Annotated in this window: 25 protein-coding genes and 1 tRNA gene; 10 read left to right on the forward strand and 16 right to left on the reverse strand. The window is 63.6% G+C overall.

The features are described 5' to 3' along the window. Positions 1-19 precede the first annotated feature (19 nt). Positions 20-1,423 carry an L-serine ammonia-lyase gene (locus DPM33_RS15855; protein WP_112098392.1) on the reverse strand — a complete coding sequence of 468 codons (1,404 nt, stop codon included), beginning with the start codon at positions 1,421-1,423 and terminating at the stop codon, positions 20-22. Between the two features lie 184 nt (positions 1,424-1,607). On the opposite strand from DPM33_RS15855, the gene DPM33_RS15860 reads away from it, so the two are divergent. Continuing rightward, complete coding sequence (locus tag DPM33_RS15860; RefSeq protein WP_112098393.1) at positions 1,608-2,303, forward strand: cysteine hydrolase family protein; 696 nt, start codon at positions 1,608-1,610, stop codon at positions 2,301-2,303. 42 nt (positions 2,304-2,345) lie between these two features. Then, positions 2,346-3,065 (forward strand): DUF599 domain-containing protein, encoded by a 720-nt coding sequence (locus DPM33_RS15865; RefSeq protein WP_112098394.1) that lies wholly within the window; start codon positions 2,346-2,348, stop codon positions 3,063-3,065. Here DPM33_RS15865 and DPM33_RS15870 read toward each other — a convergent pair. The 5 genes from DPM33_RS15870 to DPM33_RS15890 all read right to left on the reverse strand — a co-directional run bounded on the left by DPM33_RS15870 (position 3,038) and on the right by DPM33_RS15890 (position 7,135). Continuing rightward, on the reverse strand, positions 3,038-3,835 hold the full coding sequence (locus tag DPM33_RS15870; RefSeq protein WP_112098395.1) for a YdcF family protein: 798 nt from the start codon (positions 3,833-3,835) through the stop codon (positions 3,038-3,040). The genes DPM33_RS15865 and DPM33_RS15870 overlap by 28 nt on opposite strands. A 27-nt stretch (positions 3,836-3,862) precedes the next feature. Next, a complete protein-coding gene (locus DPM33_RS15875; RefSeq protein ID WP_112098396.1) occupies positions 3,863-5,428 on the reverse strand; it encodes an amidase in 1,566 nt (521 codons plus the stop codon). Then, a complete protein-coding gene (locus DPM33_RS15880) occupies positions 5,428-5,886 on the reverse strand; it encodes a GNAT family N-acetyltransferase (RefSeq protein ID WP_112098397.1) in 459 nt (152 codons plus the stop codon). Before DPM33_RS15880 ends, DPM33_RS15875 begins: the two co-directional genes overlap by 1 nt. 3 nt (positions 5,887-5,889) lie before the next feature. Then, positions 5,890-6,177: an Asp-tRNA(Asn)/Glu-tRNA(Gln) amidotransferase subunit GatC gene (gene gatC, locus DPM33_RS15885; protein ID WP_112098398.1), complete on the reverse strand. Its 288-nt coding sequence runs from the start codon at positions 6,175-6,177 to the stop codon at positions 5,890-5,892. A 250-nt stretch (positions 6,178-6,427) separates the two neighbouring features. Next, positions 6,428-7,135: a metal-dependent hydrolase gene (locus DPM33_RS15890; protein WP_112098399.1), complete on the reverse strand. Its 708-nt coding sequence runs from the start codon at positions 7,133-7,135 to the stop codon at positions 6,428-6,430. Between the two features lie 117 nt (positions 7,136-7,252). On the opposite strand from DPM33_RS15890, the gene ruvX reads away from it, so the two are divergent. Then, the gene (gene ruvX, locus DPM33_RS15895) at positions 7,253-7,720 is read left to right on the forward strand and encodes a Holliday junction resolvase RuvX (protein WP_112098400.1); all 468 of its coding nucleotides are present in this window, start codon (positions 7,253-7,255) and stop codon (positions 7,718-7,720) included. Here ruvX and DPM33_RS15900 read toward each other — a convergent pair. The 3 genes from DPM33_RS15900 to DPM33_RS15910 all read right to left on the reverse strand — a co-directional run bounded on the left by DPM33_RS15900 (position 7,677) and on the right by DPM33_RS15910 (position 10,360). Further along, a complete protein-coding gene (locus tag DPM33_RS15900) occupies positions 7,677-8,018 on the reverse strand; it encodes a DUF6105 family protein (RefSeq protein ID WP_112098401.1) in 342 nt (113 codons plus the stop codon). The genes ruvX and DPM33_RS15900 overlap by 44 nt on opposite strands. Beyond that, positions 8,018-8,575 (reverse strand): hypothetical protein, encoded by a 558-nt coding sequence (locus DPM33_RS15905; RefSeq protein ID WP_112098653.1) that lies wholly within the window; start codon positions 8,573-8,575, stop codon positions 8,018-8,020. The genes DPM33_RS15900 and DPM33_RS15905 overlap by 1 nt, the downstream gene beginning before the upstream one ends. Positions 8,576-8,731: 156 nt before the next feature. Continuing rightward, positions 8,732-10,360, reverse strand: a complete 1,629-nt coding sequence (locus tag DPM33_RS15910) for a DNA alkylation response protein (RefSeq protein ID WP_112098654.1) — start codon at positions 10,358-10,360, stop codon at positions 8,732-8,734. 201 nt (positions 10,361-10,561) lie between these two features. Between DPM33_RS15910 and DPM33_RS15915 the strand changes: the two genes are divergently transcribed. The 5 genes from DPM33_RS15915 to dprA all read left to right on the forward strand — a co-directional run bounded on the left by DPM33_RS15915 (position 10,562) and on the right by dprA (position 15,565). Further along, positions 10,562-11,527, forward strand: a complete 966-nt coding sequence (locus DPM33_RS15915; protein WP_112098402.1) for an aspartate carbamoyltransferase catalytic subunit — start codon at positions 10,562-10,564, stop codon at positions 11,525-11,527. Next, on the forward strand, positions 11,524-12,810 hold the full coding sequence (locus tag DPM33_RS15920) for a dihydroorotase (protein WP_112098403.1): 1,287 nt from the start codon (positions 11,524-11,526) through the stop codon (positions 12,808-12,810). Before DPM33_RS15915 ends, DPM33_RS15920 begins: the two co-directional genes overlap by 4 nt. Before the next feature lie 196 nt (positions 12,811-13,006). Further along, a complete protein-coding gene (locus DPM33_RS15925) occupies positions 13,007-13,615 on the forward strand; it encodes a class I SAM-dependent methyltransferase (protein ID WP_167449092.1) in 609 nt (202 codons plus the stop codon). A 244-nt stretch (positions 13,616-13,859) separates the two neighbouring features. After that, positions 13,860-14,441, forward strand: a complete 582-nt coding sequence (plsY, locus tag DPM33_RS15930; RefSeq protein ID WP_112098405.1) for a glycerol-3-phosphate 1-O-acyltransferase PlsY — start codon at positions 13,860-13,862, stop codon at positions 14,439-14,441. Next, positions 14,438-15,565 carry a DNA-processing protein DprA gene (gene dprA / locus DPM33_RS15935; RefSeq protein ID WP_112098406.1) on the forward strand — a complete coding sequence of 376 codons (1,128 nt, stop codon included), beginning with the start codon at positions 14,438-14,440 and terminating at the stop codon, positions 15,563-15,565. The genes plsY and dprA overlap by 4 nt, the downstream gene beginning before the upstream one ends. 31 nt (positions 15,566-15,596) lie before the next feature. Here dprA and DPM33_RS15940 read toward each other — a convergent pair whose 3' ends face one another. From DPM33_RS15940 to DPM33_RS15955, 3 genes are all read right to left on the reverse strand, one after another. Beyond that, positions 15,597-16,742: a hypothetical protein gene (locus DPM33_RS15940; RefSeq protein WP_112098407.1), complete on the reverse strand. Its 1,146-nt coding sequence runs from the start codon at positions 16,740-16,742 to the stop codon at positions 15,597-15,599. A gap of 392 nt (positions 16,743-17,134) precedes the next feature. Continuing rightward, on the reverse strand, positions 17,135-18,088 hold the full coding sequence (locus DPM33_RS15950) for a DUF535 family protein (protein ID WP_112098409.1): 954 nt from the start codon (positions 18,086-18,088) through the stop codon (positions 17,135-17,137). Between the two features lie 291 nt (positions 18,089-18,379). Beyond that, a complete protein-coding gene (locus DPM33_RS15955) occupies positions 18,380-18,676 on the reverse strand; it encodes an adenylate cyclase (RefSeq protein WP_112098410.1) in 297 nt (98 codons plus the stop codon). Positions 18,677-19,776: 1,100 nt separating this feature from the next. On the opposite strand from DPM33_RS15955, the gene DPM33_RS35850 reads away from it, so the two are divergent. Further along, complete coding sequence (locus tag DPM33_RS35850) at positions 19,777-20,079, forward strand: hypothetical protein (protein WP_146770267.1); 303 nt, start codon at positions 19,777-19,779, stop codon at positions 20,077-20,079. 940 nt (positions 20,080-21,019) lie between these two features. Here the strand turns inward: DPM33_RS35850 and DPM33_RS15970 are convergent. Then, positions 21,020-21,095 (reverse strand) — tRNA-Lys (locus DPM33_RS15970). A gap of 295 nt (positions 21,096-21,390) precedes the next feature. Between DPM33_RS15970 and DPM33_RS15975 the strand changes: the two genes are divergently transcribed. Then, complete coding sequence (locus DPM33_RS15975; RefSeq protein WP_112098413.1) at positions 21,391-21,852, forward strand: BA14K family protein; 462 nt, start codon at positions 21,391-21,393, stop codon at positions 21,850-21,852. An 89-nt stretch (positions 21,853-21,941) separates the two neighbouring features. Here DPM33_RS15975 and glpK read toward each other — a convergent pair whose 3' ends face one another. The 3 genes from glpK to DPM33_RS15990 form a co-directional block, all read right to left on the reverse strand. After that, on the reverse strand, positions 21,942-23,435 hold the full coding sequence (gene glpK, locus DPM33_RS15980) for a glycerol kinase GlpK (RefSeq protein ID WP_112098414.1): 1,494 nt from the start codon (positions 23,433-23,435) through the stop codon (positions 21,942-21,944). A 90-nt stretch (positions 23,436-23,525) separates the two neighbouring features. Next, positions 23,526-25,250 carry an ABC transporter substrate-binding protein gene (locus DPM33_RS15985; protein WP_112098415.1) on the reverse strand — a complete coding sequence of 575 codons (1,725 nt, stop codon included), beginning with the start codon at positions 25,248-25,250 and terminating at the stop codon, positions 23,526-23,528. Between the two features lie 76 nt (positions 25,251-25,326). Further along, positions 25,327-25,614: a DUF2160 domain-containing protein gene (locus DPM33_RS15990; RefSeq protein ID WP_112098416.1), complete on the reverse strand. Its 288-nt coding sequence runs from the start codon at positions 25,612-25,614 to the stop codon at positions 25,327-25,329. Positions 25,615-25,616 lie beyond the last annotated feature (2 nt).

Raw genomic sequence — 25,616 nt, forward strand, 5'->3', positions numbered from 1 at the left:
CGGAGTCTTCGGTGAGACCTCAACACTCGACGACGTTGACCGCCAGACCGCCGAGACTGGTTTCCTTGTACTTCTCGTTCATGTCGAGACCGGTCTGGCGCATGGTCTCGATCGCGGCGTCGAGCGGCACGAAATGCGTGCCGTCGCCCTTGATGGCCAAAGAGGCGGCGGTGACTGCCTTGACCGCGCCGAGCGCATTGCGCTCGATGCAGGGCACCTGCACCAGGCCGCCGACGGGATCGCAAGTCATGCCCAGATGATGCTCGAGCGCGATCTCGGCGGCGTTCTCGACCTGCTCGGGCGTGCCGCCCATGACGGCGCACAGGCCGGCGGCGGCCATTGCCGATGCCGAACCCACCTCGCCCTGGCAGCCGACCTCGGCGCCTGAGATCGAGGCGTTCGATTTGATGATGCCGCCGACCCCGGCGGCCGTCAGCAGGAAATCACGGATGCTTGGCTGGTCGGCTTCGGGATGGAAATGCAGCCAGTAGCGCAACACCGCCGGCAGCGTGCCGGCAGCGCCATTGGTCGGTGCCGTGACCACGCGACCGCCGGCGGCGTTCTCCTCGTTGACCGCCATGGCGTAGATCGACAACCAGTCATTGGCGAGCAAGGGATTGGGCCGGTTCTGCTGCCACTGCTCCTGCAGCTTGTCGTGCAACTGGCGCGCGCGGCGGCGTACCTTCAGCCCGCCCGGCATGATGCCGTCCTGCGACAGGCCGCGGTCGATGCAACCTTTCATCGCGCCCCAGATCGCATCCAGGCCCGCATCGAGCTCCTCGCGCGACATGTGCTTCTCTTCATTTGCGCGCTTCATCTCGGCGATGGAAAGCCCGCTCTTTGCCGCCATCGCCAGCATCTCGACGGCATTCTTGAACGGGTATGGCACCTTCTTGCCCTCGGTCGTCACCGAGCCCTTGGACTTCATGCGCTGCAGCTCTTCCTCGGAAACGACGAAGCCGCCGCCGATCGAATAATAGATGCGCTTGAGCAGCAGCCGGTCGGAAGCGTCATAGGCATAGAAGGCCATGCCGTTGGCGTGGCCGGTCAGCGGCGTCTTGCGGTCGAGGACGAGGTCCTTGGCGGGGTCGAACCGATAAGTCGGATGCCCAGGTGGTGAAATGCGCTTATCCGCCCCGATTCGGGCGACGATGCCGTCGGCCTCGTCCGGATCGACCGTCTGCGGCGTCTGCCCGGCCAAGCCGAGGATCACGGCGCGGTCGGAGCCATGGCCGATGCCGGTATAGGCGAGCGACCCGTGCAGGCTGGCGCCGATGCGGTCGACCTTCACGCCTGCCGGACGCGGCCAGTCGCCGGCCAGGATCTCGTCGAGGAAACGGCGCGCCGCCGTCATCGGCCCCATCGTATGCGAGCTCGAAGGGCCGATGCCGATCTTGAACAGGTCGAAAACCGAAAGAAACACGGGCCGTTGTCTCCTGAGGGCCGGTCAGAACTTACATATAGGAATTCCCGGGATGTTTCCGCTGTTTTGCATGTCGCGGCTCGGCGGCTGCCGACCTTGTTTGCTCTGCCAGCGACATTGATTGCCGCGCCGCGCTGGCGCCGCTATTCTGCGAGGCGCCGCTGTCGCAGTGAGGGAGGAAGCAATGCTTGCATTGGATGCCAGGCCGGAACCGGTGTGCATCGTGCCTGCCCAAACGGCCGTCATCGTGGTGGATATGCAGAACGCCTTCGCCTCGCCTGGCGGCATGTTCGACCTGGCGGGTTTCGACATATCTGGTGCAGCGCCGGCCATCGAGGCCAACAAGCGGCTGCTTGCGGCCGCGCGCAAGGCTGGTATGACGGTGGTCTACCTGCAGATGTCGTACAGAGCCGACCTCAGCGATGGAGGAGATTCGTCCTCGCCGAACTTCCACAAGGAATTGGGGATGGTCATGATGCGCGATCGCCCCGAGCTTCGCGGCAAGCTGTTGATCGACAACAGCTGGGATTGGCAAATCGTCGATGCACTGAAGCCCGAGCGTGGCGACCATGTCATCCGCAAGTCCCGCTACAGCGGCTTCTGCAACACCGGCCTCGAAGCCTTTCTGCGAGGCCGGGTGATCCGCCACCTGTTGTTCACCGGGGTTGCCACCAACGTCTGCGTCGATGCCACCGCGCGTGACGCCTACATGCTGGAATTCTGGCCCGTACTGATCGAAGACGCGATGAACCATTCCGGCCCGGACTTCAACCGACAGTCAACGTTGTGGAATTTCGAAAACGCGTTCGGATGGGTCACCTTCACCGACATGGTCGTCGACGCCCTGGGTGTGAAAACTCCCGAAGCCTGGCCGGCATAGCCGATCATCGAAGCAGCAGCGCTGCCTGTGGTACAAACGAGCATGGGCGATTCACTGCATCTTTCGGCAGCCGATCTGGCGGCGCTTGGCTTCTTCCTGGTCGTCTGGGTGCTGCATACGCTCGCCTCCGACGGCAAGCTGATCAGTCGCGTGTCGCTGACGACCGCGATGAACGCCCAGCGCGAAGCCTGGATGCGCAATATGGCCGAGCGCGAAATCCGCATCGTCGACACGGCCATCATGGGCGGCCTGCAGCAAGGCACCGCCTTCTTCGCTTCCTCTTCCCTGATCGCGCTCGGCGGCTGCTTTGCCCTGCTGGGCGCTTCCGACCGCGTGCTGCAGGTTTTGGCCGACCTGCCGTTCGGCGCGGCTTCGTCGCGCGAGGCCTTCCAGACCAAGGTGTTCGGCCTAGTGCTGATCCTGGCCTTCGCCTTCTTCAAGTTCGGTTGGGCCTACCGGCTGTTCAATTATTGCTCGATCCTGATCGGGGCGGTGCCGACGCCGCATGGCCCTGCCTCGCGCAATCCGCTCAGCGAAACGGCGGTGTGGCGGGCGACGCGCATGAACGTGCTCGCCGGCAAGCACTTTAACTCCGGCCTGCGCGCCGTCTTCTTCTCGATCGGCTATCTCGGCTGGTTCGTCGATCCCATCGTCTTCGTGATGTCGACGCTGGTGCTTCTGGCTGTGCTGGTGCGCCGCCAGTTCTTCTCAGCGGCGCGGCAGGCGGTGCTCGGTCAGCCGCCCGGCCCGGGGAAGAATTGATCGATCTTGCCGGAAAGCCGATAGGCGAAAAGCCCGATCCATTCGCGGACCGCGATGGTGGTCGCCTGTATCGAGTCGACAGGATTGTTGCGGTAGAAGCCGACGCCTTCCTTGCCCGAGGTGCGATAATCGACCGGCCAGGGAATGGTCGCAAAACCCGCCTTGTCGAACAACCCCTTGGCGCGCGGCATGTGGAACGCCGAGGTTACCAACAGCCAGGTCTCGCCCGGTTTCGGCTCGACGAGCTTTCGCGAGAAGACAGCGTTCTCGTAAGTGTTGCGGGATTTGTCCTCGAGGATCAGGCGATCGGCCGAAATGCCCAGCGCGCCAAGCAGCCGCGGCGCCGTATCGGCATCGCCTTCCCCGTCGAGGAAAAGCGAGCCTCTACCGCCTGACACGACGATCTTGGCCTGCGGGAAGCGCCTGGCGAGAATTGCCGTCTCGACCATGCGGTCGCCGCTGGCGTTCAATTCATAGCCGCCGCGCACGAGATTGATGGCGCCCTCGAAGCCGCCGCCAAGCACGACGATGCCATCCACCTTTTCGGGCAGTGGCGGCTTGGGAAAGCGTTCTTCGAGAGGGGTCAGCATCATCGCGCCGACCGATGTCCAGGCTGATAGGACCAGGATCGCGAAGGCGAGCACGCTGCCGGTCGCGGCCAGCCGACGGCGCCCGAACAGCATCGCCAGCAGGCCGGCGAGCAGAAGAAAGATCGCCAGGTTGACCGGTTGGACGAAGAACCAGAAGATCTTGGAGAGGTCGTAGAACATCCCGCACCTGTCAGAAGAGGGGCGACGCTACCACCACTTTTCCGGCAGAAATTTGCCCGCCGCCTGTTCGATGACATGCGCCGTCTGGAACAGCGTCTCCTCGTCGAACGGACGGCCGATCAGCTGCAGGCCGAGCGGCAGGCCCTTGCCGTCGAGGCCGGCCGGCACCGAAATACCGGGAAGGCCCGCCATGTTCACCGTCACGGTGAAGATGTCGTTGAGGTACATCTTCACCGGATCGGAGGCCATGTCCTCGTCGGCGATGCCGAACGCGGCCGATGGGGTTGCAGGCGTCAAGATGACGTCGACCCCGGCGGCAAAGACGTTCTCGAAGTCGCGCTTGATCAGTGTGCGCACCTTCTGCGCCTGCAGATAGTAGGCGTCGTAGTAGCCGGCCGACAGCACGTAGGTGCCGATCATGATACGGCGCTTGACCTCGCGGCCGAAACCGGCGGCGCGCGTCTTCTCATACATGTCGATGATGTCCTTGCCGGGCACGCGCAGGCCGTAGCGCACGCCGTCGTAGCGGGCGAGGTTGGACGAGGCCTCGGCCGGCGCCACGATATAATAGGCCGGCAAAGCATATCTGGTGTGCGGCAGCGAGATGTCGACGATCTCGGCACCGGCATCCTTCAGCCAGGCGATGCCCTTCTGCCACAGCGCCTCGATGTCCTGCGGCATGCCGTCGACGCGGTACTCCTTCGGAATACCGACCTTCATGCCCTTGATCGGCTTGCCGATCGCCGCTTCATAGTCCGGCACCGGGCGGTCGACCGAGGTGGTGTCCTTCGGATCGACCGAGGCCATCGACTTCAACAGGATCGCGGCGTCGCGCACGTCGCGCGCGATCGGACCGGCCTGGTCGAGCGAGGAAGCGAAGGCGACCACGCCCCAGCGCGAACAGCGGCCATAGGTCGGCTTGATGCCGACCGTGCCGGTGAAGGCGGCGGGCTGACGGATCGAGCCGCCGGTGTCGGTGGCGGTGGCGCCGGCGCACAGGAAGGCTGCGACGGCCGACGCCGAACCGCCGGACGAGCCGCCCGGCACCAGCTGGGCGTTGTCCAGGGAGCGCTGCGTCTTCGTTCCGCCGGCGGAGACAAAGCCGCCATCGCCCTGATGCGTCGTCGGCATGACGACCGTATCGACACGCGAGCGGCGCCACGGGTTGATGACCGGGCCGTAATAGGAGGTTTCGTTGGACGAGCCCATGGCGAACTCGTCCATGTTGAGCTTGCCGAGCATGACTGCGCCGTCGGCCCACAGATTGGTGGTGACGGTCGATTCATAGCGCGGCTTGAAGCCGTCCAGCACATGGCTGCAGGCCTGGGTGTGGATGCCCTCGGTGGCGAACAGGTCCTTGATGCCGAGCGGAATGCCTTCCAGCGCCCCGCCCTCGCCCTTGGCAAGCTTGGCGTCCGACGCCTTGGCCATGTCGCGCGCCTTGTCCCCGGTCACCACGATATAGGCGTTCAGCACCGGATTGGCGCGCTCGATCGCCGCGAGATAGGCCTCGGTGATCTCGGCCGCGGAAATCTCCTTGCCGCGCAGCTTGGCGCGGGCCTCGGAAATGGTGAGATGTGTGAGATCGCTCATCAGGCAAGGCTCTTTTCGTAAAACACCGACCAATCTGAGTCGGGATAATCCAGCACCGGTCCGCAACGCGAAAAACCGGCGCGCTCGTAAACGGTCCATGCGGCGGGGTGTCGATCGCCGGTCTCGAGCACCAGCCGCGTCAGCCCTTCTTGGCGGGCCAGCGCCTCGACCCGTCCGACGATCTCGGCGCCGATCTTCTGGCCGCGATGCGACGGCCGCGTATACATGCGCTTGACCTCGCCGGTGGCTTCGTCGTGGCGCTTGAGCGCGCCGCAGCCGACGGCCAGGCCGTTGTCGCGGGCGATGAACAGGGTCGTATCCGAGCCGGCCATCTGCTCGACGGTGAGGTGATAGCAATGCTCGGGCGGCGTCAGTTCGAGCAACGCGGCGTCGAGTTCAGCGACCAGCGCGCGCACGTCGTCCTGCAAAGGCGTCTCGACGGCGATCTCGACAGCCACGGCCTACTCCACCACCTTTGGAACGAGGAAGAAGTTCTCGTCCGTTGCCGGCGCGTTGGCGACGATGTCGGCGGCCTTGTTGCCGTCGGTGACGGCATCCTGGCGCTTCTTCATCTCCATCGGCGTGACCGAGGTCATCGGCTCGACGCCCGCGACATCGACCTCGTTCAGTTGCTCGACGAAGCCAAGAATGGCGTTCAATTCGCCGGTCATGCGCTCGGCGTCCTCCTCGCTCACCGCGATACGGGCAAGGTGCGCGACGCGCTTCACGGTCTGAAGATCAACGGACATGTTCTATCGCCTCGGGAAAACCAGTGCGGGCTATAGCGGCGCGGCGCTTGCCGCGCAACATGGATGATACTGGACGATCGCATGCGGTGCCCGATCGCCATCGAGGCGACGTCACGCCGTCGCAGCGCTGATAGCGGCCACTGTTGCCGGTTAACGGCTCGCCAGCGCTGTGCGTTGCCGCGGTCAGCGTCGAAACGGGAAGATTCTACCGCAATGCTATGACTTTGTTCCAGATTCCTGAACAGAATCCCTAGATCGTGATCGCCTTGCCGATCTTCGGCAGCGCCACCTTGGCGCCCGAGCCTTCCATGCCGGCGACGAACTTGTCGGCGGTCTGGTCGATCATCGAGAAGGTGCCGAAATGGCAGGGAACGACTGTATCGAAGTCGAAAAAGCGGCGGCAGGCAAGGGCCGCCACCGCGCCGCCCATGGTGAAGCGGTCACCGATCGGCACGATGCCGATCTTCGGTTCATGCAGCTCGTTGATCAGCGCCATGTCGGAGAAGATGTCGGTGTCGCCCATGTGGTAGAGCGTCTTGTCTTCCGGAAAATGCAGGACGAGGCCGCCCGGGTTGCCGAGATAGGTGTTGGTGCCGCCTTCGCCGCCGAAAGAGGACGAATGCAGTGCCTGGACGAAGGTCGTGGTGAATGGCCCGCAGTCGACGGTGCCACCGATATTGCCCGGATTGATCTTGTCGCCGCCGACACCCTGGCCGACGAGATACATGCAGATCTCGAAGTTGGCGACCAGCATGGCGCCGCTTTTTTTCAGCACTTCGACCGCGCCGCTGACATGGTCGTTATGGCCGTGGGTCAGGAGCACATGGGTCACGCCTTCCGCCGGCCCTTCCCAGCCGCCTGTCCAGGACGGATTGCCGACCAGATAGGGGTCGATCAGGATGGTGGCATCCTTGGTCTCGACGCGAAATGCCGAATGTCCGTACCAGGTCAGTTTCATGAATGCTTTCCTCGATTTTTCCGTTGCCGGAGGATAGAACGCTAGCGACAAATTGAAAGTAGCGCGGCGCTGCCCACCGTCAAAGGTCGTGTGACGCCCCGACGTCAGAGGAAGCTGGTGGCCGTCATTTCAATCGAGGAGTTGCCGGAACGACTTGCCGGCGGCCGCGCGCTCGCTGGCCTCGATCTCGGCGACAAGACGATCGGCGTGGCGGTTTCCGATCGCGGGCTGTCCTTCGCCCACCCGCGCCCGGTCATCCTGCGCAAGAAGTTTTCGCTCGATGCCGCCCAGTTGCTCGCCCAGCTCCAGAAGGACAATGTCGGCGCCATCGTGCTCGGCCTTCCCGTCAACATGGACGGCTCGGAAGGACCGCGTGCCCAGAAATCGCGCGCCTTCGCACGCAACATGGCGACGCTGTCCGACCTGCCCTTTGTGTTGTGGGACGAGCGGCTGTCGACTGTGGCCGCGGAACGCACGCTGATCGAGATGGACTTCTCGCGCAAGAAGCGAGCCGGCAAGATCGATTCGGCGGCCGCCGCCTTTATTCTGCAGGGAGCGTTGGACCGGCTTCAGTCACTCGGCTGAGGCGATCTTCGCTGATCGCGCCTTGCCGGCGCTGCCTGATCCATTCGGCGATTTCGCGCCGACGGCGGAACGCCCATAGGCCCATCAGCAGGAAAAAGTCGAAGATGCAGGTCCGCGCCACCATGCCCGGGATGATTGCCGGATCGACGCCGAGCATGTTGCCGTAAAGCTGGAAAGCGAAATCGTGTACCTGTCGGCTCAGCATCGCGTAGCCGAAATTCATGTCGTTGGCCGACAGGAAGAACCATCCCCAGAAGATGGCCATCGGAGCAGCCCAGAGTGTGAATATCGTGCGCATCAGCGCCTGCCCCTCGGCTTGTTTTCCGGACGGCCGGATATGCGGGAAAGAAGCGAACTGTGCGCGGCGCCCATCGCCATGCGCGAGGCGGTGCGAACATCGCCCTCGGGCAAAGTCACTGCGGCAAAGGTGGAGCGACGTTCGGCCATCACCGCGACGTAGGACGCAAGCAGCGCCGTCATCTGGATGGCGACGATCATGAACAGGCCGTCGATGCCTTGCGTCACGCCGCCGACGAGGATCAGCGAAAGCAGGAAAGAGGCGCAGATGAAGGCAATCCGCGCCACGCCCTCGCCCGCGTCCGGTCTTGCCGCCGCGTTCAGCAGCGTTTCGACGAAGGCCCAGCAGAACAACACCGCGACGGTCAGAAGCGCGATTGCAAGCGGCGCGACCACTGCGGCATTATCAAGCCCGGGAAACCGGCTGCCCTGGATCGAGAGACCAAGCACACCAAGCGCCGCCGCTATGCCGCGGCTGCCATCCATGCAGATAAAGGCGAGCAGGGCGAAAACCGCCGCCCAATGCAAGGCCAGAACTGAGCTCAACACGTGCCGCATGCGATTCCCGCTTGGCGGAGCCCGGGAGATCATGGTTAACCTTTCCCTACTCCAGTTGGCCGAGATTGGGCTTTGCGAAGGCCGGCTGCAACGGAAACCATTTGTTAAGGTTAACAGCCATCCACAGGCCGTCAATCCAGTCTTGGTGAGGCCGGATCAGGTCACCGGCGGATAGAGCGTGTCGATGATCATGCGTGCGTCGTGGCGCGAATCGAGCATGCCGTAGGTGGTGCGCCACTGGCCGCCGAGGCGTGTCTCGACGAAGGCGTCGGCGATCCGTCCCGCCCCCAGCCTGCGTAGTTCCGCGGCGGCCGCCGACAGCGCGAGTTGTTCGGTGAGCAGCCGCGCCGAACCCTGGTCGGTCGTCGCCACCTGCATGGCCGCCTTGAGCACGCCGATCGTGCCGCGCCCGCCAGTGCCGAGATCGCGGTCGATGCCGGTCAGCACTTCCTCGAACAGGCCGGGCGCGCGGCCGAGCACCCGCAGCACGTCGAGCGCCATGACATTGCCCGAGCCTTCCCAGATCGCGTTGACCGGCGCCTCGCGATAGTAGCGCGCAAGCGGCGCCTCCTCGACATAGCCGTTGCCGCCGAGGCTTTCCATTGCCTCGTAGAGCAGCGCCGGCGCGATCTTGCAGACCCAGTATTTGACCACAGGCGTCATGGCGCGGGCAAAGGCCGCCTCGCCGCGATCGCTTGCCGCCTCGTCGAAAGAGCGCGCCAGCCGGAACGACAGCGCCGTGGCCGCGGCGACGTCGAGCGCCATGTCGGCCAGGACCCGCTGCATCAGCGGCTGGTCGATCAGGTTCGAGCCGAACACCTGGCGATGGCGCGTGTGATGGACGGCCTCGGCCAGCCCCGCCCGCATCAACGCCGATGAAGCGATCGCGCAATCGAGCCTGGTCAGCGTCACCATATCCATGATCGTCTTGACGCCGGCGCCCGGGTCGCCGACCATCTCGCCGATCGCGTTGACGAACTCCACCTCCGACGAGGCGTTCGAGCGGTTGCCGAGCTTGTCCTTCAGCCGCTGGAAGCGAAGACCGTTGCCGGAACCGTCGCCCAGGATGCGTGGAACGAGGAAGCAGGACAGTCCTTCCGGCGCCTGGCCGAGCACCAGGAAGGCATCCGACATCGGCGCCGACATGAACCATTTGTGGCCGCTCAACCGGTAAAAGCCGCTTCCCGTACGCTCGGCCCTGGTGGTGTTGGCGCGCACATCGGTGCCGCCCTGCTTCTCGGTCATGCCCATGCCGAGCGTCAGCCCGGCCTTCTGCACCGGCGGCTTCTGCGTCTGGTCGTATTTGCGCGTCGTCACGCGCGGCGCCCATTCGCGGAAAAGCTTCGGACTTGCCATCAGGGCCGCCAGCGAGGCGCTGGTCATGGTGATGGGACACAGATGCCCGGTCTCGAGCTCGGCGGTCAGATAGAAGCGCGCCGCCCGCACCTGGTGGCGGCGGCCGATCTCGGCATCGCCGTTTTCCCACACGGAAGAATGCAGGCCGCCGGCAACTGAGCGGCGCATCAAGGCGTGATAGGCCGGATGAAATTCGACCAGGTCGAGCCGCCGTCCCTGGCGGTCATGCGTGCGCAATTTCGGTGTGTCGGTGTTGGCGAGGCGAGCGAGCTCCTGCGCTTCCTGCGTCATGACGAATTTGCCGAGCCCGTCGAGATCCTTGCGCACGGGGTCGGAAAAACGTTCGGCGAGCTGGATGAGCAACGGATCGCCCCGCCACGCGTTGCCGCCCGTCAACGGCGGCGGCTGGTTGATCACCTCGTCGGTCACGCCCAATCCTTCAGTTGCCCAATCCCTCAGTTGGCCGGGAGGTCCTTACCATTTTCAAGGCCGCGGTCGCGAATCCGAAGGCCACTCGGCCTTATAGCCCAAGCCTGACAAGGCGCGCGACGAAAATACCGGGGAGAACGCCCGCAATCCAAAGCTGGCGCTTGCGGCAGGCCGGACCGCACCCTATAGCAGCGCCTTGAGATGACCGACGCTTCGTCCCTGCCGCTCTTTCCCCACCGCCATCTTCTGGGCATCCGCGATCTTTCCCCCGCCGATATCGAGCTGTTGCTCGATCGCGCCGACCGAGCCGTGGCGATCTCCCGCCAGTCGGAAAAGAAGACCTCGACGCTGCGCGGCCGCACCCAGATCAACCTGTTCTACGAGGCCTCGACGCGCACGCAGTCGTCCTTCGAGCTGGCCGGGAAAAGGCTTGGCGCCGACGTCATGAACATGTCGGTGGCGAGTTCATCGGTGAAGAAGGGCGAGACGCTGATCGATACGGCGATGACGCTCAACGCCATGCGCCCGGATATCCTGATCATCCGCCACCAGTCGGCGGGCGCGGCCGCTCTTCTGGCCCAGAAGGTCGGCTGCTCCGTGGTCAATGCCGGCGACGGCGCGCATGAGCACCCGACGCAGGCGCTGCTCGACGCGCTGACCATCCGCCGCGCCAAGGGGCCGCTGTCGAAACTGATCGTGGCGATCTGCGGCGACATCCTGCATTCGCGCGTCGCCCGCTCCAACATCATGCTTTTGAACGCGCTCGGCACGCAGGTGCGCGTGGTGGCGCCCTCGACGCTGTTGCCGTCCGGCATCGACAGGATGGGCGTGATCGTCGCGCGTTCGATGGCCGAAGGGCTGAAGGATGCCGACGTGGTGATGATGCTGCGGCTGCAGCGCGAGCGCATGGAAGGCGCCTTCGTGCCGTCGATCCGCGAATATTTCCGCTATTTCGGCCTCGACGCCGAAAAGCTGAAGGCCGCCAAGGGAGATGCCTTGGTCATGCATCCTGGGCCGATGAACCGCGGCGTCGAGATCGCCTCCGAAATCGCCGATGGACCGCAAAGCGTCATCCAGGAACAGGTGGAGATGGGGGTCGCCGTGCGCATGGCGGTCATGGAAGCGTTGCTCGACCCGCGCCGCAACCACGAGGGGCGCGGCGCATGAGCGTCACCGTCTTCAGCAAGGCGCACATTGTCGACCCGTCGCGCGGCGTCGACGAGATCGGCAGCGTCGTGGTCGACGGACGAAAGATCGCCGCGGCCGGAAAGGCCGCGCTGAACCAGGGCGTGCCGGAAGGCGCCACCGTCATCGACTGCGCCGGCAAGACGATCATTCCGGGCCTTGTCGACGCGCGCGTCTTCATCGGCGAACCCGGCGGCGAGCATCGCGAGACCATCGCCTCGGCAAGCGTGGCGGCCGCCGCCGGCGGCGTCACGTCCATCGTCATGATGCCGGACACCGATCCGGTCATCGACAATGTGGCGCTGGTCGAATTCGTGCTGCGCACCGCCAGGGATACTGCAAGCGTCAACATCTTCCCGGCGGCCGCGATCACCAAGGGGCTCGAAGGCCGCGAGATGACCGAATTCGGTCTGTTGCGCGAAGCCGGCGCCGTCGCCTACACCGACGGCCGCCACACGATTTCCAATGCGCTGGTGATGCGCCGGGCGCTGACCTACGCGCGCGACTTCGGCGGTGTCATCGCGCATGAAACGCAGGACGCGAACCTCGCCTCGTCCGGCGTGATGAACGAAGGCCTCTACGCAAGCTGGCTCGGCCTGTCGGGCATTCCACGCGAGGCCGAGCTCATCCCGCTCGAACGCGACCTGGCATTGGCCCGGCTGACCGGAGGCGCCTATCACGCCGCCAAAATCTCGTCCGCGATGGCGGCCGGCGCGGTGAACCGCGCAAAGACGGACGGCGCGAACGTCACGGCCGGCGTCGCCATCCACAATCTGTCGCTCAACGAAAACGATGTCGGCGAATACCGCACCTTCTTCCGGCTTACCCCACCGTTGCGCGCGGAGGACGACCGGCTGGCGATGATCGAAGCGATCAAGGATGGCACGATCGACATCATCGTCTCCTCGCACGACCCGCAGGATGTCGACACCAAGCGCTTGCCGTTCGCCGATGCCGCCGCCGGCGCGATCGGGCTGGAGACGCTGCTTGGCGCGGCGCTCCGCCTCTACCACAATGGCGACGTGCCGTTGCTGAGGCTGATCGAGACGCTCTCCACCGCGCCGGCAAGGCTGTTCGGTCTGCCGGGCGGCACGCTGAAGCCGGGCGCGCCCGCCGATCTCGCACTGATCGATCTCGACGAGCCATGGATCGTCAGCGAAAGCGGCCTGCGCTCGCGCTCGAAGAACACCTGTTTCGAAGGCGCGCGCCTGCAGGGCAAGGTCTTGCAGACCATGGTGGCGGGCCGCACAGTGTTTTCGGCCTGAGCACCGGCCGGCCTATGCGCTGTTGCGCCGCTCGAATTCGCAACCGTTCAGAGCCCGCGACCGGACCCCGGGAACCTTTGTCATGAAGCTGCATCGTCCTTCCTGGCTGTGGACGATGTGGTACCGCCTGCGCCCTTCGCCGGACCTCACTGTCCCGCCGAAATTCAACCGCAACTCTCACAAGATCAGCTCGCTGATGCCGGCGGAAGACAGCGGCGCATGGCTGCTGGAGAGGATGCGGCGTCAGATGGGTCTGAAGACGCTCGCGTCGAGCCGCCTGCTGGACTTCGGCTGCGGCGTCCGGTTCACGCAAGCCATCCTCAACCGGAAGATCCCGATTGGCTCCTACACCGGCGTCGACTGCTACCCGCAGATGATCGACTTTCTGCGCTCCAGCGTGCGGGACCGCCGGTTTTCTTTTGTCTTTCTGGACGCCCGTCACGCGCTCTATAACCCGAATGGCCGTCCCCTCACCCGCGAGACGCAGCTCCCGCTGCCCTTGCACGCCTTCGACATCGTCTCGCTGTTTTCGGTGATCACGCATCAGTATCCGGATGACGCCGCGTCGATCTTGACCATGTTGCGCCGTCATACGGCGACCAACGGCCGCCTGCTCTTCACCTGCTTCCTGGACGATGGAATCGCCGAATTCGAGGACAGGAGCCCGGAGCGGAACGGCGGCATGTGCTTCTACAATCCCGACTTTCTTGCCCGCCTGGTTGAAAGCTGCGGCTGGCGGATCGTCGACAGGCCGCCCGCGGACCCACCTTTGATCGCCCATTCTTTCATCTGCGCTCCGGCCTGATCGGCGCGGGATCGAAGCTCCGCAAGCATGCTCTGCCCACCAGGGATCCTGGTTGCTTGGCGAAGCGTCGCGACTCTACCAATATGATGTTGGCGCTCCGCAAGTCGGCCGGCGATATCGGCGGCGCCGAGCCGGGGCAAGGTCTTGCAAACGATGATTGCAGACCACACAGTATTCGGGGCCGGGCTATTCTGCGCGTCAGCGGCCACGCTGTCGTCCAGCAAACAAGAAACGGGGGAAGACAATGGGTTACGGGCTGGCACTGATCTTCGGCTATCTGCTCGGCTCAATTCCATTCGGGCTGCAGATCACCCGCGCGGCCGGCCTCGGCGATGTCCGCAAGATCGGTTCCGGCAATATCGGCGCGACCAATGTGCTGAGGACGGGCAACAAGGGCCTTGCCGCCGCGACGCTACTGCTCGACGCGCTGAAAGGCACGGTCGCCGCCCTAATCGCCGGGCATTTTTCGCCGGACTTCGGGCTTATGGCCGGCTTCGGCGCTTTCCTCGGCCATCTCTTCCCGATCTGGCTCGGCTTCAAGGGCGGCAAGGGCGTCGCAACCTATCTCGGCGTGCTGCTCGGGCTTGCCTGGCAAGGCGCGCTGGTTTTTGCCGTCGTCTGGCTGGCAATGGCCTTCCTGTTCCGCTACTCCTCGCTGGCCGCCCTGACCGCGGCGGTGGTCGTGCCGATCGCGCTTTATGTCATCGCCACGCCTCAGATCGCCGGCCTGTTCGCGGTGATGAGCCTGATCGTCATCGCCAAGCACCGCGCCAACATCTCGCGGCTGATGGCCGGCAGCGAAAGCAAGATCGGGGCGAAGGGATGAGCGCGCCGGCCGCCGGCCCGCGGCTCAGCGACCGGCAGCGGCTTGCCTGGCTTCGCCTGATCCGCACGCCGAATGTCGGCCCAGCCTCCTTTCGCGAGCTGATCAACCGCTTCGGCTCGGCCGAAGCCGCGCTCGAGATGCTGCCCGAGCTGATGATTTCCGGCGGTGCCAACCGCATCGTCCGCATCCCCTCCGTCGCCGAAGCCGAAGCCGAGCTGGACGCCGCCCGGCGCGCCGGCGCCCGCTTCGTCGGCATCGGCGAGGCCGACTATCCGCCGTTGTTGAAGACGCTGGACAACCCGCCGCCGCTGCTTGGCGTGAAGGGCGAAGGCACGGTGTTCCGCTTGCCGGCAGTGGCGATCGTCGGCGCCCGCAACGCTTCGCTTGCGGGCATCAAGATGGCGCGCATGCTGGCGGCGGATCTTGGCCGCGATGGCTACGCCATCATCTCCGGCCTGGCGCGCGGCATCGACACGGCCGCGCATAAGGGCAGCGTGTCGACCGGCACGGTCGGTGTGCTTGCCGGCGGGCTCGACGTCCCCTACCCGCCTGAAAATGCCAGCCTCTGCGACGAGATCGCCGATCGCGGCGGCGCCATCGTTTCGGAGATGCCGTTCGGCTGGCAGCCGCGCGCCCAGGATTTCCCCCGCCGCAACCGCCTGGTCGCCGGCATGGCGCTCGGCCTGGTGGTGGTCGAGGCCGCGCAGCGCTCCGGCTCGCTGATCAGCGCTCGCCTCGCCAACGAAATGGGCCGGCTGGTCTTCGCCGTGCCGGGTTCGCCGCTCGATCCGCGCGCGGCCGGCTGCAATGCGCTGCTCAAGGACGGCGTCACGCTCGTCACCGAAGCAGCCGACGTGCTCGGCGCGCTGGCGCCGCTTGCCGGCACCCGTAGCCTCAGAACCGCGCCGCTTGCCGAGGAGCCCGACATGTCGGCAATGCCGCCGCCCGGCGAAGGCGAGCGCGCCGATGTGCTGGAAGCGCTCGGGCCGACGCCCATAGGCGTTGACGAGATCATCCGCCACACGGGCATGAGCGCCGCGCAGATTGCGATGGTGCTTCTGGAGCTCGACCTTGCCGGACGGCTTGAGCGCCACGCCGGCGGAAACGTCTCGCTGGTCGCGTAAACTGCGGCATCCGCTAGGATTTCAGATTTCCCTATCGGAACAGATATTTAGACACTTCAGGATTGCCGCGGCGCCACATGACGTTGTCGAGGAAATAGTGGTGCACGTTGATGAAGATCAGCACGATGAAGAAGAACAGCGACGAGCCGAGGACTTGCTTGTCATACGGAATCACGGCGGTCAGCACGAACGGGATCAGCCAGAAGCCGAGATAGCCGAGCGCGCCGCCCCCGATGATGAATCCCAGCACCCGCAGCCTGTAGCGAGGCCCAAGCGCGGACAATATCTTCGGCTCCGGATCGCGCCCGGCATCCGAGACGTCACGCTCGACATTGGTCTGGTAGCGCCAGACCACGGCGAGATATTGCAGCGAATGGAGCGCCGGCACCACCAGCAGCCAGAGCGGGTTTATCCGGGCAATCAGGATCCAGAGATAGAGCGAGGCGACATAGGCCATGATGCCGTTGTAAGGCAGGCCGCCGCCATTCCTTCGCCAGCGATTGACCAGCATCAGAAGCGTCGCCGCCGTCGATCCGACGGCCGCCAGGACGGCAATGTCGGTGATCCAGGACGGCGCGGCGAAGGTATAATATTGAAACCCGTAATACTGCCCCTGCATCACCGCCGTATTCGTCTGCAGCCAGGCCAGTATCCACACCGCGTAGCTGTTGACCAGCAGCACCTTCTTGTCCCGGTTGTCGAAGAATTTGCGCTTCAGCACGGCGTCGACCATCAGCATGCCGTAGCCCTGCTTGACGTAGTGCCAGCCGACGAAGAAGAACATCGCGTTGGCCGCCAATCCGAGCAGCCGCGTGTTCGACGTCGCCGCGCCATAGACAAAGAACAAGGCCATGATCACCGGAACGATCACGCCGGCGAAGATGTAGCGAAGCTGCAGGCTCCTGTCGTATCCGTCGCCACGAGCCTTGCGGCCGAAATTGCGATAGAAAATCTGGTAGGAATGAGCGAAATGCGGGTAGTTCACCAGGTAGGCCACGACGACCATCGTCGCGGCTAACGGCCCTTCATAGTCGCGCGGCACGAAGAACAGCACCGGCAGGATGAGAAAGGCGCTGCCGCCGAGCATCAGGAAGTCGGCGACAGGACCGAAGAGATATTTGCCGGGCGGCGTCGCTGCCTTGCGGGCCTCAGCGTCTACCGAAAGGTCAAGTGCCATCCTGGAGCCTCCCTCGGAGGCCCGAGTGTAACCATGACCCTAGCCGGGGACAAGTTTGCCGGAGACCCGCGTCGGTCCTGCGAAGTCACCGTGTGCCTGGACCCGTGATTGCGATCTTCATCAACCGCTTTCTGGCCTCCGCCACTCGTCTTTGCTCCAACCTTATTCGGCTGCACAGCGCGAGGTTGATGCCCACGCCGCATCCCTCGTCCAGCATTTCCTTGGCATGATTGAGAGAAGTCTCTGCCCGCTTAACGCGCTGCCTGGCTCTGGCCAGTTCCAAGTTCAGTACGTCCACTTTCCGCATCCCGATTTGCGGTCCCTTCAACTGGGTAACAACAGCGCCGTGGTTTTGTTCCGATTGCCGGGGGGCATCGAGGCCGTCAGCGCGACTATCTCCGAAGCAGCGGCCGAACCGACTCCTTCACCTGCTCGGCGAGTTGCTCCTCCAGCCGCCATCGCCTGCGAACGCGTGCCCTCTTGTTGGGTTTGTACTCGGCAATCTCGCGCTGCACCTTGGCCATGGGCATGGCGAACATCGAGGGTCCTTTGCGAAGCCCGCCGGACTCCATCCAGAAGCCATCGTAGTCGGCCAGGACGCGGCGGCGCAAACTGTAGTCGGTTGCAAAAACGTGCCCCGCATTCGACACGGCAAGGAGATCGTAAAGGTTCAAAGACCGGGCAAGTGCCTGAGCCACCAGAAGGAGCACGCTTTTCGGTCGCAACCCCTCCATGGCGTTGGTCAAGATGCGAGCGTCTTGGAGGCATTGCGGTCCGGCCGAGCCCTTGAGGACGCCAATCCAAAGGACCTCGCCTGCCCCCTCGATGCAGAGCAGCGACCTGTTCATGATCGCCAATCCCATTTCAGCTATCGGCCGTCGGTCCAAGCGAACGACCAAGCGCCATTCCGCTTCCCTGTGGAGGCCGTTCTGGCCGCCCAGTTCCACCGTGACTTGCCCTGCCTGGGTCGCCAGGGCGAACAATTCCAGGCCGCCGGTGTGGCTTGCAATCAATGCCGCCTCGGTCAGCAGACGGGCCGCCGCCGTGTAGTGGCCGATCACAGCCGCGGCGCGGCGGCCGCGCTTCAACCCGACCGTCAGGTAGGGACGGACGACCTTGAGCGGGATCTCCGGATAGCGATCGAGGATCGGAGCGAAAGGGTGGGCGCGGAGTCTCAGCCCGACGTCGGCGATATGACGGCGATAGAACCATCGCAGGGCGGCCCATTTGACCGCGTGAACCCCCTCGTTCAGCCTGCGGCGCAGAACGGAAGGCGTGCGCCTGCATCGAGGTGATGACACCGCGCCCTCATGCTTGATCGGCGAGTAAGGATAGGCCCGGTCCATTCACCCGAACCACTTCTGTTTGCCTGGCGCTCAAACCGCGCCACGAGCCCGCCCTATCGCGAAGGGAATGCCCGGGCAATTTACAAAAATGTAAAGTATCGGCGGACCGGCAACGTCTCGACAGGACAGTCAGGCATCGCGGGCCTGTCGTCGCCGTTCCCGGCTGGCATGGCCGGTTGTCTCAGTCCGATTCCGAGAAGATGGACGCCGTGGCGCGCTTCTTGGCGACGAAGACTTCCAACGTCGACCAAGTTTGTGGCCCGGAGAGTTATGCTCCGGGCCATTTTTCATTCAGTGATTGTGAGACTGCTGAAACCCGGCCACGTCGTACTGAGACACGCTCTTGGGGTTCTTGGAGTTCTGCGGTTGGGTGCCGGCGTAGTGGGTGCCAGCGTTGCCATCCGGATTGAAGGCTGATCCCGGAGCGGCGGAGGCGTGGCCCGGGGTGATGCTTCCCGTTTCCAGCGTGCCGATGGTTTGGCTCGGCTGGCCTGTCGTTCCCGTCACCGTGTGGACGTTCATCGCGAAGGCCATGCTGGTGGAAGCTATGACAAGGCCAGCCATCATAGGTACGAGGAGATGTTTCATTGGTCTTCTCCTAAAAAGCTTGCGTTTCAGGAGGGCGCCGGGGTCTTTCAGAGCGCCCGGCATAAAGAACCAACGCTATCGAGGCTTCTGTTCGTCCCCAGGGACACAATTTGTGTCTTGAAACTCGGCCTTATGTCTCGGGCGTTTCCCCTGTTTCGGCTTCTATGGGGGGAGGCACAATGCCAAGGTCTTTCGCTGGGCGCTACGCGACCCGTGGCGGCTTGCAACGGCGTCGATTGGCGATGGTGAATAGGCAGCCTAGAAGATCGCCGGAAGAAGCTCAGGCCTTTACGCAGAGATCAGTGAAAGCTGAAAACATCGGCCAGGGCGATCGCTGCCGCGGTCAGCGTTGTCAGAGGCCCGGCCACCTTCATCAGCTTGTCGCCACCAGGGGCGCACAGATCAGCCCGTCGGCTTCGGTCGGCGAGCTTTTTCTTTAGTGATGTAAGAAAGAAGCGCCGGGCGAAGCCCCCAAAGCCTCAAGCTCGGCGAAGTTACTGTCTGATCCCCATCAGGCGGCCGTTGGAGAATTTCCGGTAATCTCTTCAGTGCAAATCAGATGCCAGGATTTTGGTCCCGAAACGAGACGGGCGAAGCCGATAACCCGCCGGTGGGTGTGCCCCCACACCCGCACGGCGGGCTAAGGTGACCGGCGCCTTCTCGTCGGGAGAATTGCCTGAAAGCGGGTGCCGGCCTGGCGGTCATGGGGGTCCGCCGCATATGCAAAATAGCTAAAGCAGCTGCGGTCGACATGGTGTGATCGCGGAAGCCTGAGAGCCTTGACGGCGCCAGCTTCCATAAGTGATGATTAATATACGGTAAATGGTCGATCCTTCAGGGGTGTAGCCAATTGCTGGAGCCCGCCGTCGGACCCCCTGCGGCGGGCTTTGCATTTTAGAGGCTATTCATACGCCTGCGGTATGGCTAGAGCCGGATGGCTTCCTAGCTCACCTCGCAAGGCACTCCATCCCTAAACAAGCCCGCCGACCATCACTCTGGCGCGGCCGGCGGGTTCGTCAAACGACTGATAATATATGATTTGATTGCGTTGCCGCTTAGGGGCAATGTAAGGCCTTGGCGATCACAAGGAGCCTGCAGCGATGCGGCTCGTCTTACTCGCACTCCTCGTCGCTCATAGCTGGTACACCGGCTACCATGATCCGATCACCGGCTATGAATGCTGCGACGGCAAGAAGGATTGCGGGGTCATCAGCCCGCGCTTCGTCGAGCCCCTGCCTGGCGGCAACTTCAATGTCCGCACTGGGTCCGGGCTTAAGTCCCGATATTTCATCCCCAAAAACCGTGTCATAGAGAGCGAAGACAGCCAGTATCACATCTGCTTGTCCCCGCCGTTTTCGTATATCCGCTGCTTCTTTGCACCCCATACTGAGGCAAGGCGCTGAAAGCAGGGAAGTCCGCATTGAGGCCTATCTGGCGACTGTCTCGTATGCCGCCGGAGGGCTGTCCTCGATGTCGCGGCGTTGGCCACTCGGTTCGGCCAGATCAGCGCCGTCTCCACTGGGACTTGCTGAAAATCATCTTCTGCAGCGAACGCCGCGCCAGCCGTGACGATCGGAACCTGCAGTTCACAAACCACGCGCTGAAGCCGGAGCAGCGGAAAGACTGAACGCCGTGTCCGTAAGGCGAACGGCCCGGCAAGCCAGATCCCGGGAAGGAAGGCTGCCGGGCCGTTTTCGGCGGGGACTTGAAGCGGAGACTTGAAGTGATCCCGCCCTTTGGCAACGCTAGATTTCATATCAATGTTCGTGGCAGCGCTCCGTCGTGCGAACGAATGATCGCGACCTTACGGTTTCGTAAGCTCATGCCGTCGCCCGCAAGCTTTGGCGTCATTGTAGCCGCGCAAATACGCTTGCCGAACGTCAAGTTCAGGATGGAATTCGTACCATGAGTGTCGTGTGCCCGTGAGGTAGTCTGCCCTGCCAACGTCGTAGGCATTGGCGAGCATTTGCTCGTAGGCTTCTAACGTCGCTTTGCCGGTCATGGCCCGTATTTATATAAGCCATAGCTAAATTATCGCCGTGCGAACGGAGGACGATTGGCGGGGTTGGCTTGCGAATAAGTCTCCGCTTATGCAACATCCGCGCATGCTCGACCATGAACTGCCCCAGCGACCCGGCAAGTGATGGACACCTTGGCGCAACGGCACCGGGGAGGCCGACATCGAGGCCCTCGCCCCTGCCTCATTCACGCGCCATCGAATCCCGGCTAATCCTTGGAAAAGCCCGGAATTCTAGGGAATTCTGGTAAACCAGAATGGCGCACGAAACACGCAAATCCGCTTAGGTGGCCGGTATCTATATTGTTGATTTTATTTATGATCTTTGGTGAGCGCGATGGGATTCGAACCCATGACCTACTGATTAAAAGTCAGTTGCTCTACCGGCTGAGCTACGCGCTCCCGCGGGCTCGGAAATGCCGCCCTCGAAATTGCGCGGAACATAGGGAGAGTGCCGCGGCCGGTCAACCGGAAAAAGAGGGGCTCCCGGCCAGAGTTTTTCAGGGGTTTTGGCGAATTCGCCAGCCGGCCATGCGGCGTCCGATCCGTCGAAGCCAACGGTTGCCGCTCATCCGCCAGGATGTTTCAGAAACCCCTGAAATAACAATGGTTTGAGAGTCAAACGGGAACCGGCGCCGTCATTTTTCGTTTCTCCGGCACAGGGACGTCGAACCAACCCCTCTCAAGGAGAAGACCAATGAGAAACATCGTCTCGGGCTTGCTTGCCGCCACTTTGTCGGTTTCGTTCGCCGCCGCCGCGGCGGTGCCCGCCAATGCCGCTCAGGTGTTCGTGCCACAGGCTTCGCCGGTCTCGTCCAATATCCAGACGGTCGCGGAGCGCGATTTCCGCTGGCGGCATAACCATTGGCGCGGCGGTCAGCGTTTCTCGCGCAATGACGGCATGTATTGGAACGGCCATCGCGGCTTTCGCGAATACCGTCACGGCTATCGCCGCCGTGGTGACTATTGGTTCCCGCTGGCAGCCTTCGCCACCGGCGCGCTGATCACCGGCGCCATCGTCAACAGCGAGAACAACCGCGTCTATCGGGGCGACGCGCATGTGCAGTGGTGCTACGAACGTTACCGTTCGTATCGCGCCTCGGACAACACGTTCCAGCCCAACTACGGCCCGCGTCAGCAGTGCAGATCGCCCTACTGACGGCCTCCAGTCCCGTTGCGGAAAGCAAATATTCTGGTCGTTGACGGAGCCCGTGCCTCGAGAGGCACGGGCTCTCTCTTTGCCAAGACTCAATTCTTGCTCAGCGTCCGGCGCACCGCATCGCGCCATCCGGCCAGCTTCGCCGCGCGCGCTCTTGCATCCATCTCCGGCTTGAAGCGCCATTCGAGCGCCCAGCTCTTGGCGAATTCCTTTGCCTTCGGCCATACGCCCGCCTTCGAGCCCGCAAGCCAGGCCGCACCGAGGGCGGTCGTCTCGAGGATGTTCGGGCGGTCGACCGGCGCATCGAGGATGTCGGCAAGCCGCTGCATGGTCCAGTCGGAAGCCACCATGCCGCCGTCGACGCGAAGCACCGTCTTGGCCGAAGCGCCTTTCCAGTCCTTCCGCATGGCGTCGAGCAGGTCGCGCGTCTGGAAGGCGACCGACTCAAGGGCTGCGCGCGCAAATTCGGCCGGGCCTGAATTGCGCGTCAGGCCGAAGATCGCGCCGCGGGCGTCCGCGTCCCAATGCGGCGCGCCGAGCCCGACAAAGGCCGGCACCAGGTAGACTTGTTGAGCCGGGTCGGCGGCCGCCGCCAAGGCGCCGCTCTGGTCGGCCTTGCCGATGACCTTGATGCCGTCGCGCAGCCACTGCACGGCGGCGCCCGCGATGAAGATCGACCCTTCCAGCGCATAGGTGGTCTTGCCGTTCAGCCGGTAAGCGATGGTGGTGAGCAGCCGGTTCTTGGAGCGCACCAGGTCGGCGCCCGTGTTGAGCAGCGCGAAGCAGCCGGTGCCATAGGTCGATTTCATCATGCCAGGCTCGAAGCAAGCCTGGCCGATGGTCGCCGCATGCTGGTCGCCGGCGACGCCTAGGATCCGCATCTCGGCTCCGAAGAGGCTCTTTTCGGTGACGCCGAAATCATCGGCGCAGTCCTTCACCTGCGGCAGGATCGTGGCCGGTATGTTCAGGATCGAAAGCAGCTCGTCGTCCCAGACATTCTTCTCGATGTTGTAGACCAGCGTGCGCGAGGCATTGGTGGCGTCGGTCGCGTGCACTTGGCCGCCGGTCAACCGCCAGATCAGGAAGCTGTCGATCGTGCCGGCGAGCAACTCGCCCTTCTCGGCGCGCTTCCTCGCGCCTTTCACCTTGTCCAGCATCCAGGCGATCTTGGTGCCGGAGAAATAGGGATCGAGGAGCAGGCCGGTCTTCCTCGTGAATGTCTTCTCCAGTCCCTGCTTCTTGAGCTTCTGGCAGAGCGGCGCCGTGCGCCTGTCCTGCCAGACGATCGCATTGTGGATCGGCTTGCCGGTCGCCTTGTCCCAGATGACGACGGTCTCGCGCTGGTTGGTGATGCCGATCGCAGCCACGTCCGATGCCGTGCGGCCGCCAGCCTTCAGCGCCGCCTTCACCGTGGCGAGAACGCTGGCCCAGATGTCTTCCGGATCATGCTCGACCCAGCCGGAGGCCGGGTAATGCTGCGCGAATTCCTGCCGGCCGATGCCGGCGACCTTCATGTTGCCGTCGAACAGGATCGCCCTGGTCGATGTCGTTCCCTGGTCGATGGCCAGCACAAAACCGCTCATTCTGCGTCCTCCATCTTATGCAACAGGGGAGACGGCAAGCCGCCTCCCCTGCATTCCTTACGCGAGCTTTGCAGCTCGCGTCGGGTTTTGTTACTTCTGCCAGCTCTTGACCAGCTCGTCGTAGTTGATGGTGATCGGCTTGTCCTTCTCGTTCTCGATCTTCAGCTGCGGCGCAAGGTTGCCCTTCGAGACGGCGTCCTTGTTCCAGTAGTCGAGATCGTGCTCCTCGGCCATCTTCGGACCGATATCGCCCTGCACGCCCGACTTCTCGAGGCGCTCGAGCACCTTTTCCTGGTCGGCGCACAGCGAGTCCATCGCTTCCTGCGGGCTCTTCGCACCGGACGACGCGTCGCCGATGTTCTGCCACCAGAGCTGCGCCAGCTTCGGATAGTCCGGAACGTTGGTGCCGGTCGGGGTCCACTGCACGCGCGCCGGCGAGCGGTAGAACTCGATCAGACCGCCGAGCTTCGGCGCCCGTTCGGTGAAGCTCTTGTCGTGGATGGTGGAGTCGCGGATGAAGGTGAGACCGACCTGGCTCTTCTTGACGTCGACCGTCTTCGAGGTGACGAACTGCGCGTAGAGCCAGGCGGCCTTGGCGCGATCGGTCGGGGTCGACTTCAGCAGCGTCCACGAACCGGCGTCCTGGTAGCCGAGCTTCATGCCATCCTTCCAGTAGACGCCATGCGGCGACGGCGCGACGCGCCATTTCGGCGTGCCGTCATCGTTCACGACCGGCAGGCCGGGCTTGGCCATGTCGGCGGTGAAGGCCGTGTACCAGAAGATCTGCTGGGCGATGTTGCCCTGCGAGGGAACCGGACCCGATTCGGAGAAGGTCATGCCCTGCGCTTCCGGCGGCGCGTAGGCCTTCAGCCAGTCGAGATACTTCTGGATGGCGTAAACCGAGGCAGGAGCATTGGTGTCACCGCCACGCGCGGCGCAAGAGCCGACGGGACGCGAATTCTCATCGACCTTGATGCCCCATTCGTCGACCGGCTTGCCGTTCGGAATGCCCTTGTCGCCATTGCCGGCCATGGAGAGCCACGCATCGGTGAAGCGCCAGCCGAGCGACGGATCCTTTTTGCCGTAGTCCATGTGGCCATAGACCTTCTTGCCGTCGATCTCGCGGCCGGTGAAGAACTGGGCGATGTCCTCATAGGCCGACCAGTTGACCGGCACGCCGAGGTCGTAGCCGTACTTGGCCTTGAAGTCCGCTTTGTTCTTCTCGTCGTTGAACCAGTCGTAGCGGAACCAGTAGAGGTTCGCGAACTGCTGGTCGGGCAGCTGGTAGAGCTTGCCGTCCGGCGCGGTGGTGAACGACTTGCCGATGAAATCGTCGACGTCGAGCATCGGATCGGTGACGTCCTTGCCCTCGCCGGCCATCCAGTCGGTCAGGTTGCGGGCCTGCTGATAGCGCCAGTGCGTGCCGATCAGGTCGGAGTCGTTGACCCAGCCGTCATAGAGGTTCTGCCCGGTCTGCATCTGGGTCTGGATCTTCTCGACGACGTCGCCTTCCTGGATGACGTCATGCGTGACCTTGATGCCGGTGATGGCGGTAAACGCCGGCGCAAGGGTCTGGGACTCGTACTGGTGCGTGGTCAGGGTTTCCGACACGACCTTGATTTCCATGCCTGCAAACGGCTTGGCGGCGTCGATGAACCACTGCATTTCTTTTTCCTGATCGGCGCGCGAGAGCGTCGACAGGGGGCCTATCTCCTTGTCGAGAAAGGCTTTTGCCTCATCCATTCCGGCGTAGGCGTGGCCCGCGCCCAGCAACAGGACAAGGGCGGTCGTCGATGTTAAAAATTGCCGTCGCATGTGTCTCCTCCAGTTTTAGGTTGCAAGTGCGATCCGGGGCGGCCGCCAGCACGCGGCCGCTCCGACTATTCCCCCTCTATACGTATCGGAACACGCCAACGGCGTAGATCACGGAGAGAGCGAGAGCCCACCACAGGTTAGGCCCAACCAGGCCCAGCCAAGCGAGATGGATGAAGGCGCTGCCGAGCAGCGAAACGAAGAGGCGGTCGCCGCGCGTCGTCTCGAAGCGCAGCACGCCGACGCGCGGATTGCCGCCGGGCGAAACATATTCCCAAACGCCCATGCCGACGAGCATCAGCGCGATGACGATGAAGAAGGCGGCCGTCGGCCACGTCCAAGCCATCCATGAGAAGTTGAGGTTCATGG

Source organism: Mesorhizobium hawassense (assembly GCF_003289945.1).
In the GTDB taxonomy this organism is placed as follows: domain Bacteria; phylum Pseudomonadota; class Alphaproteobacteria; order Rhizobiales; family Rhizobiaceae; genus Mesorhizobium; species Mesorhizobium hawassense.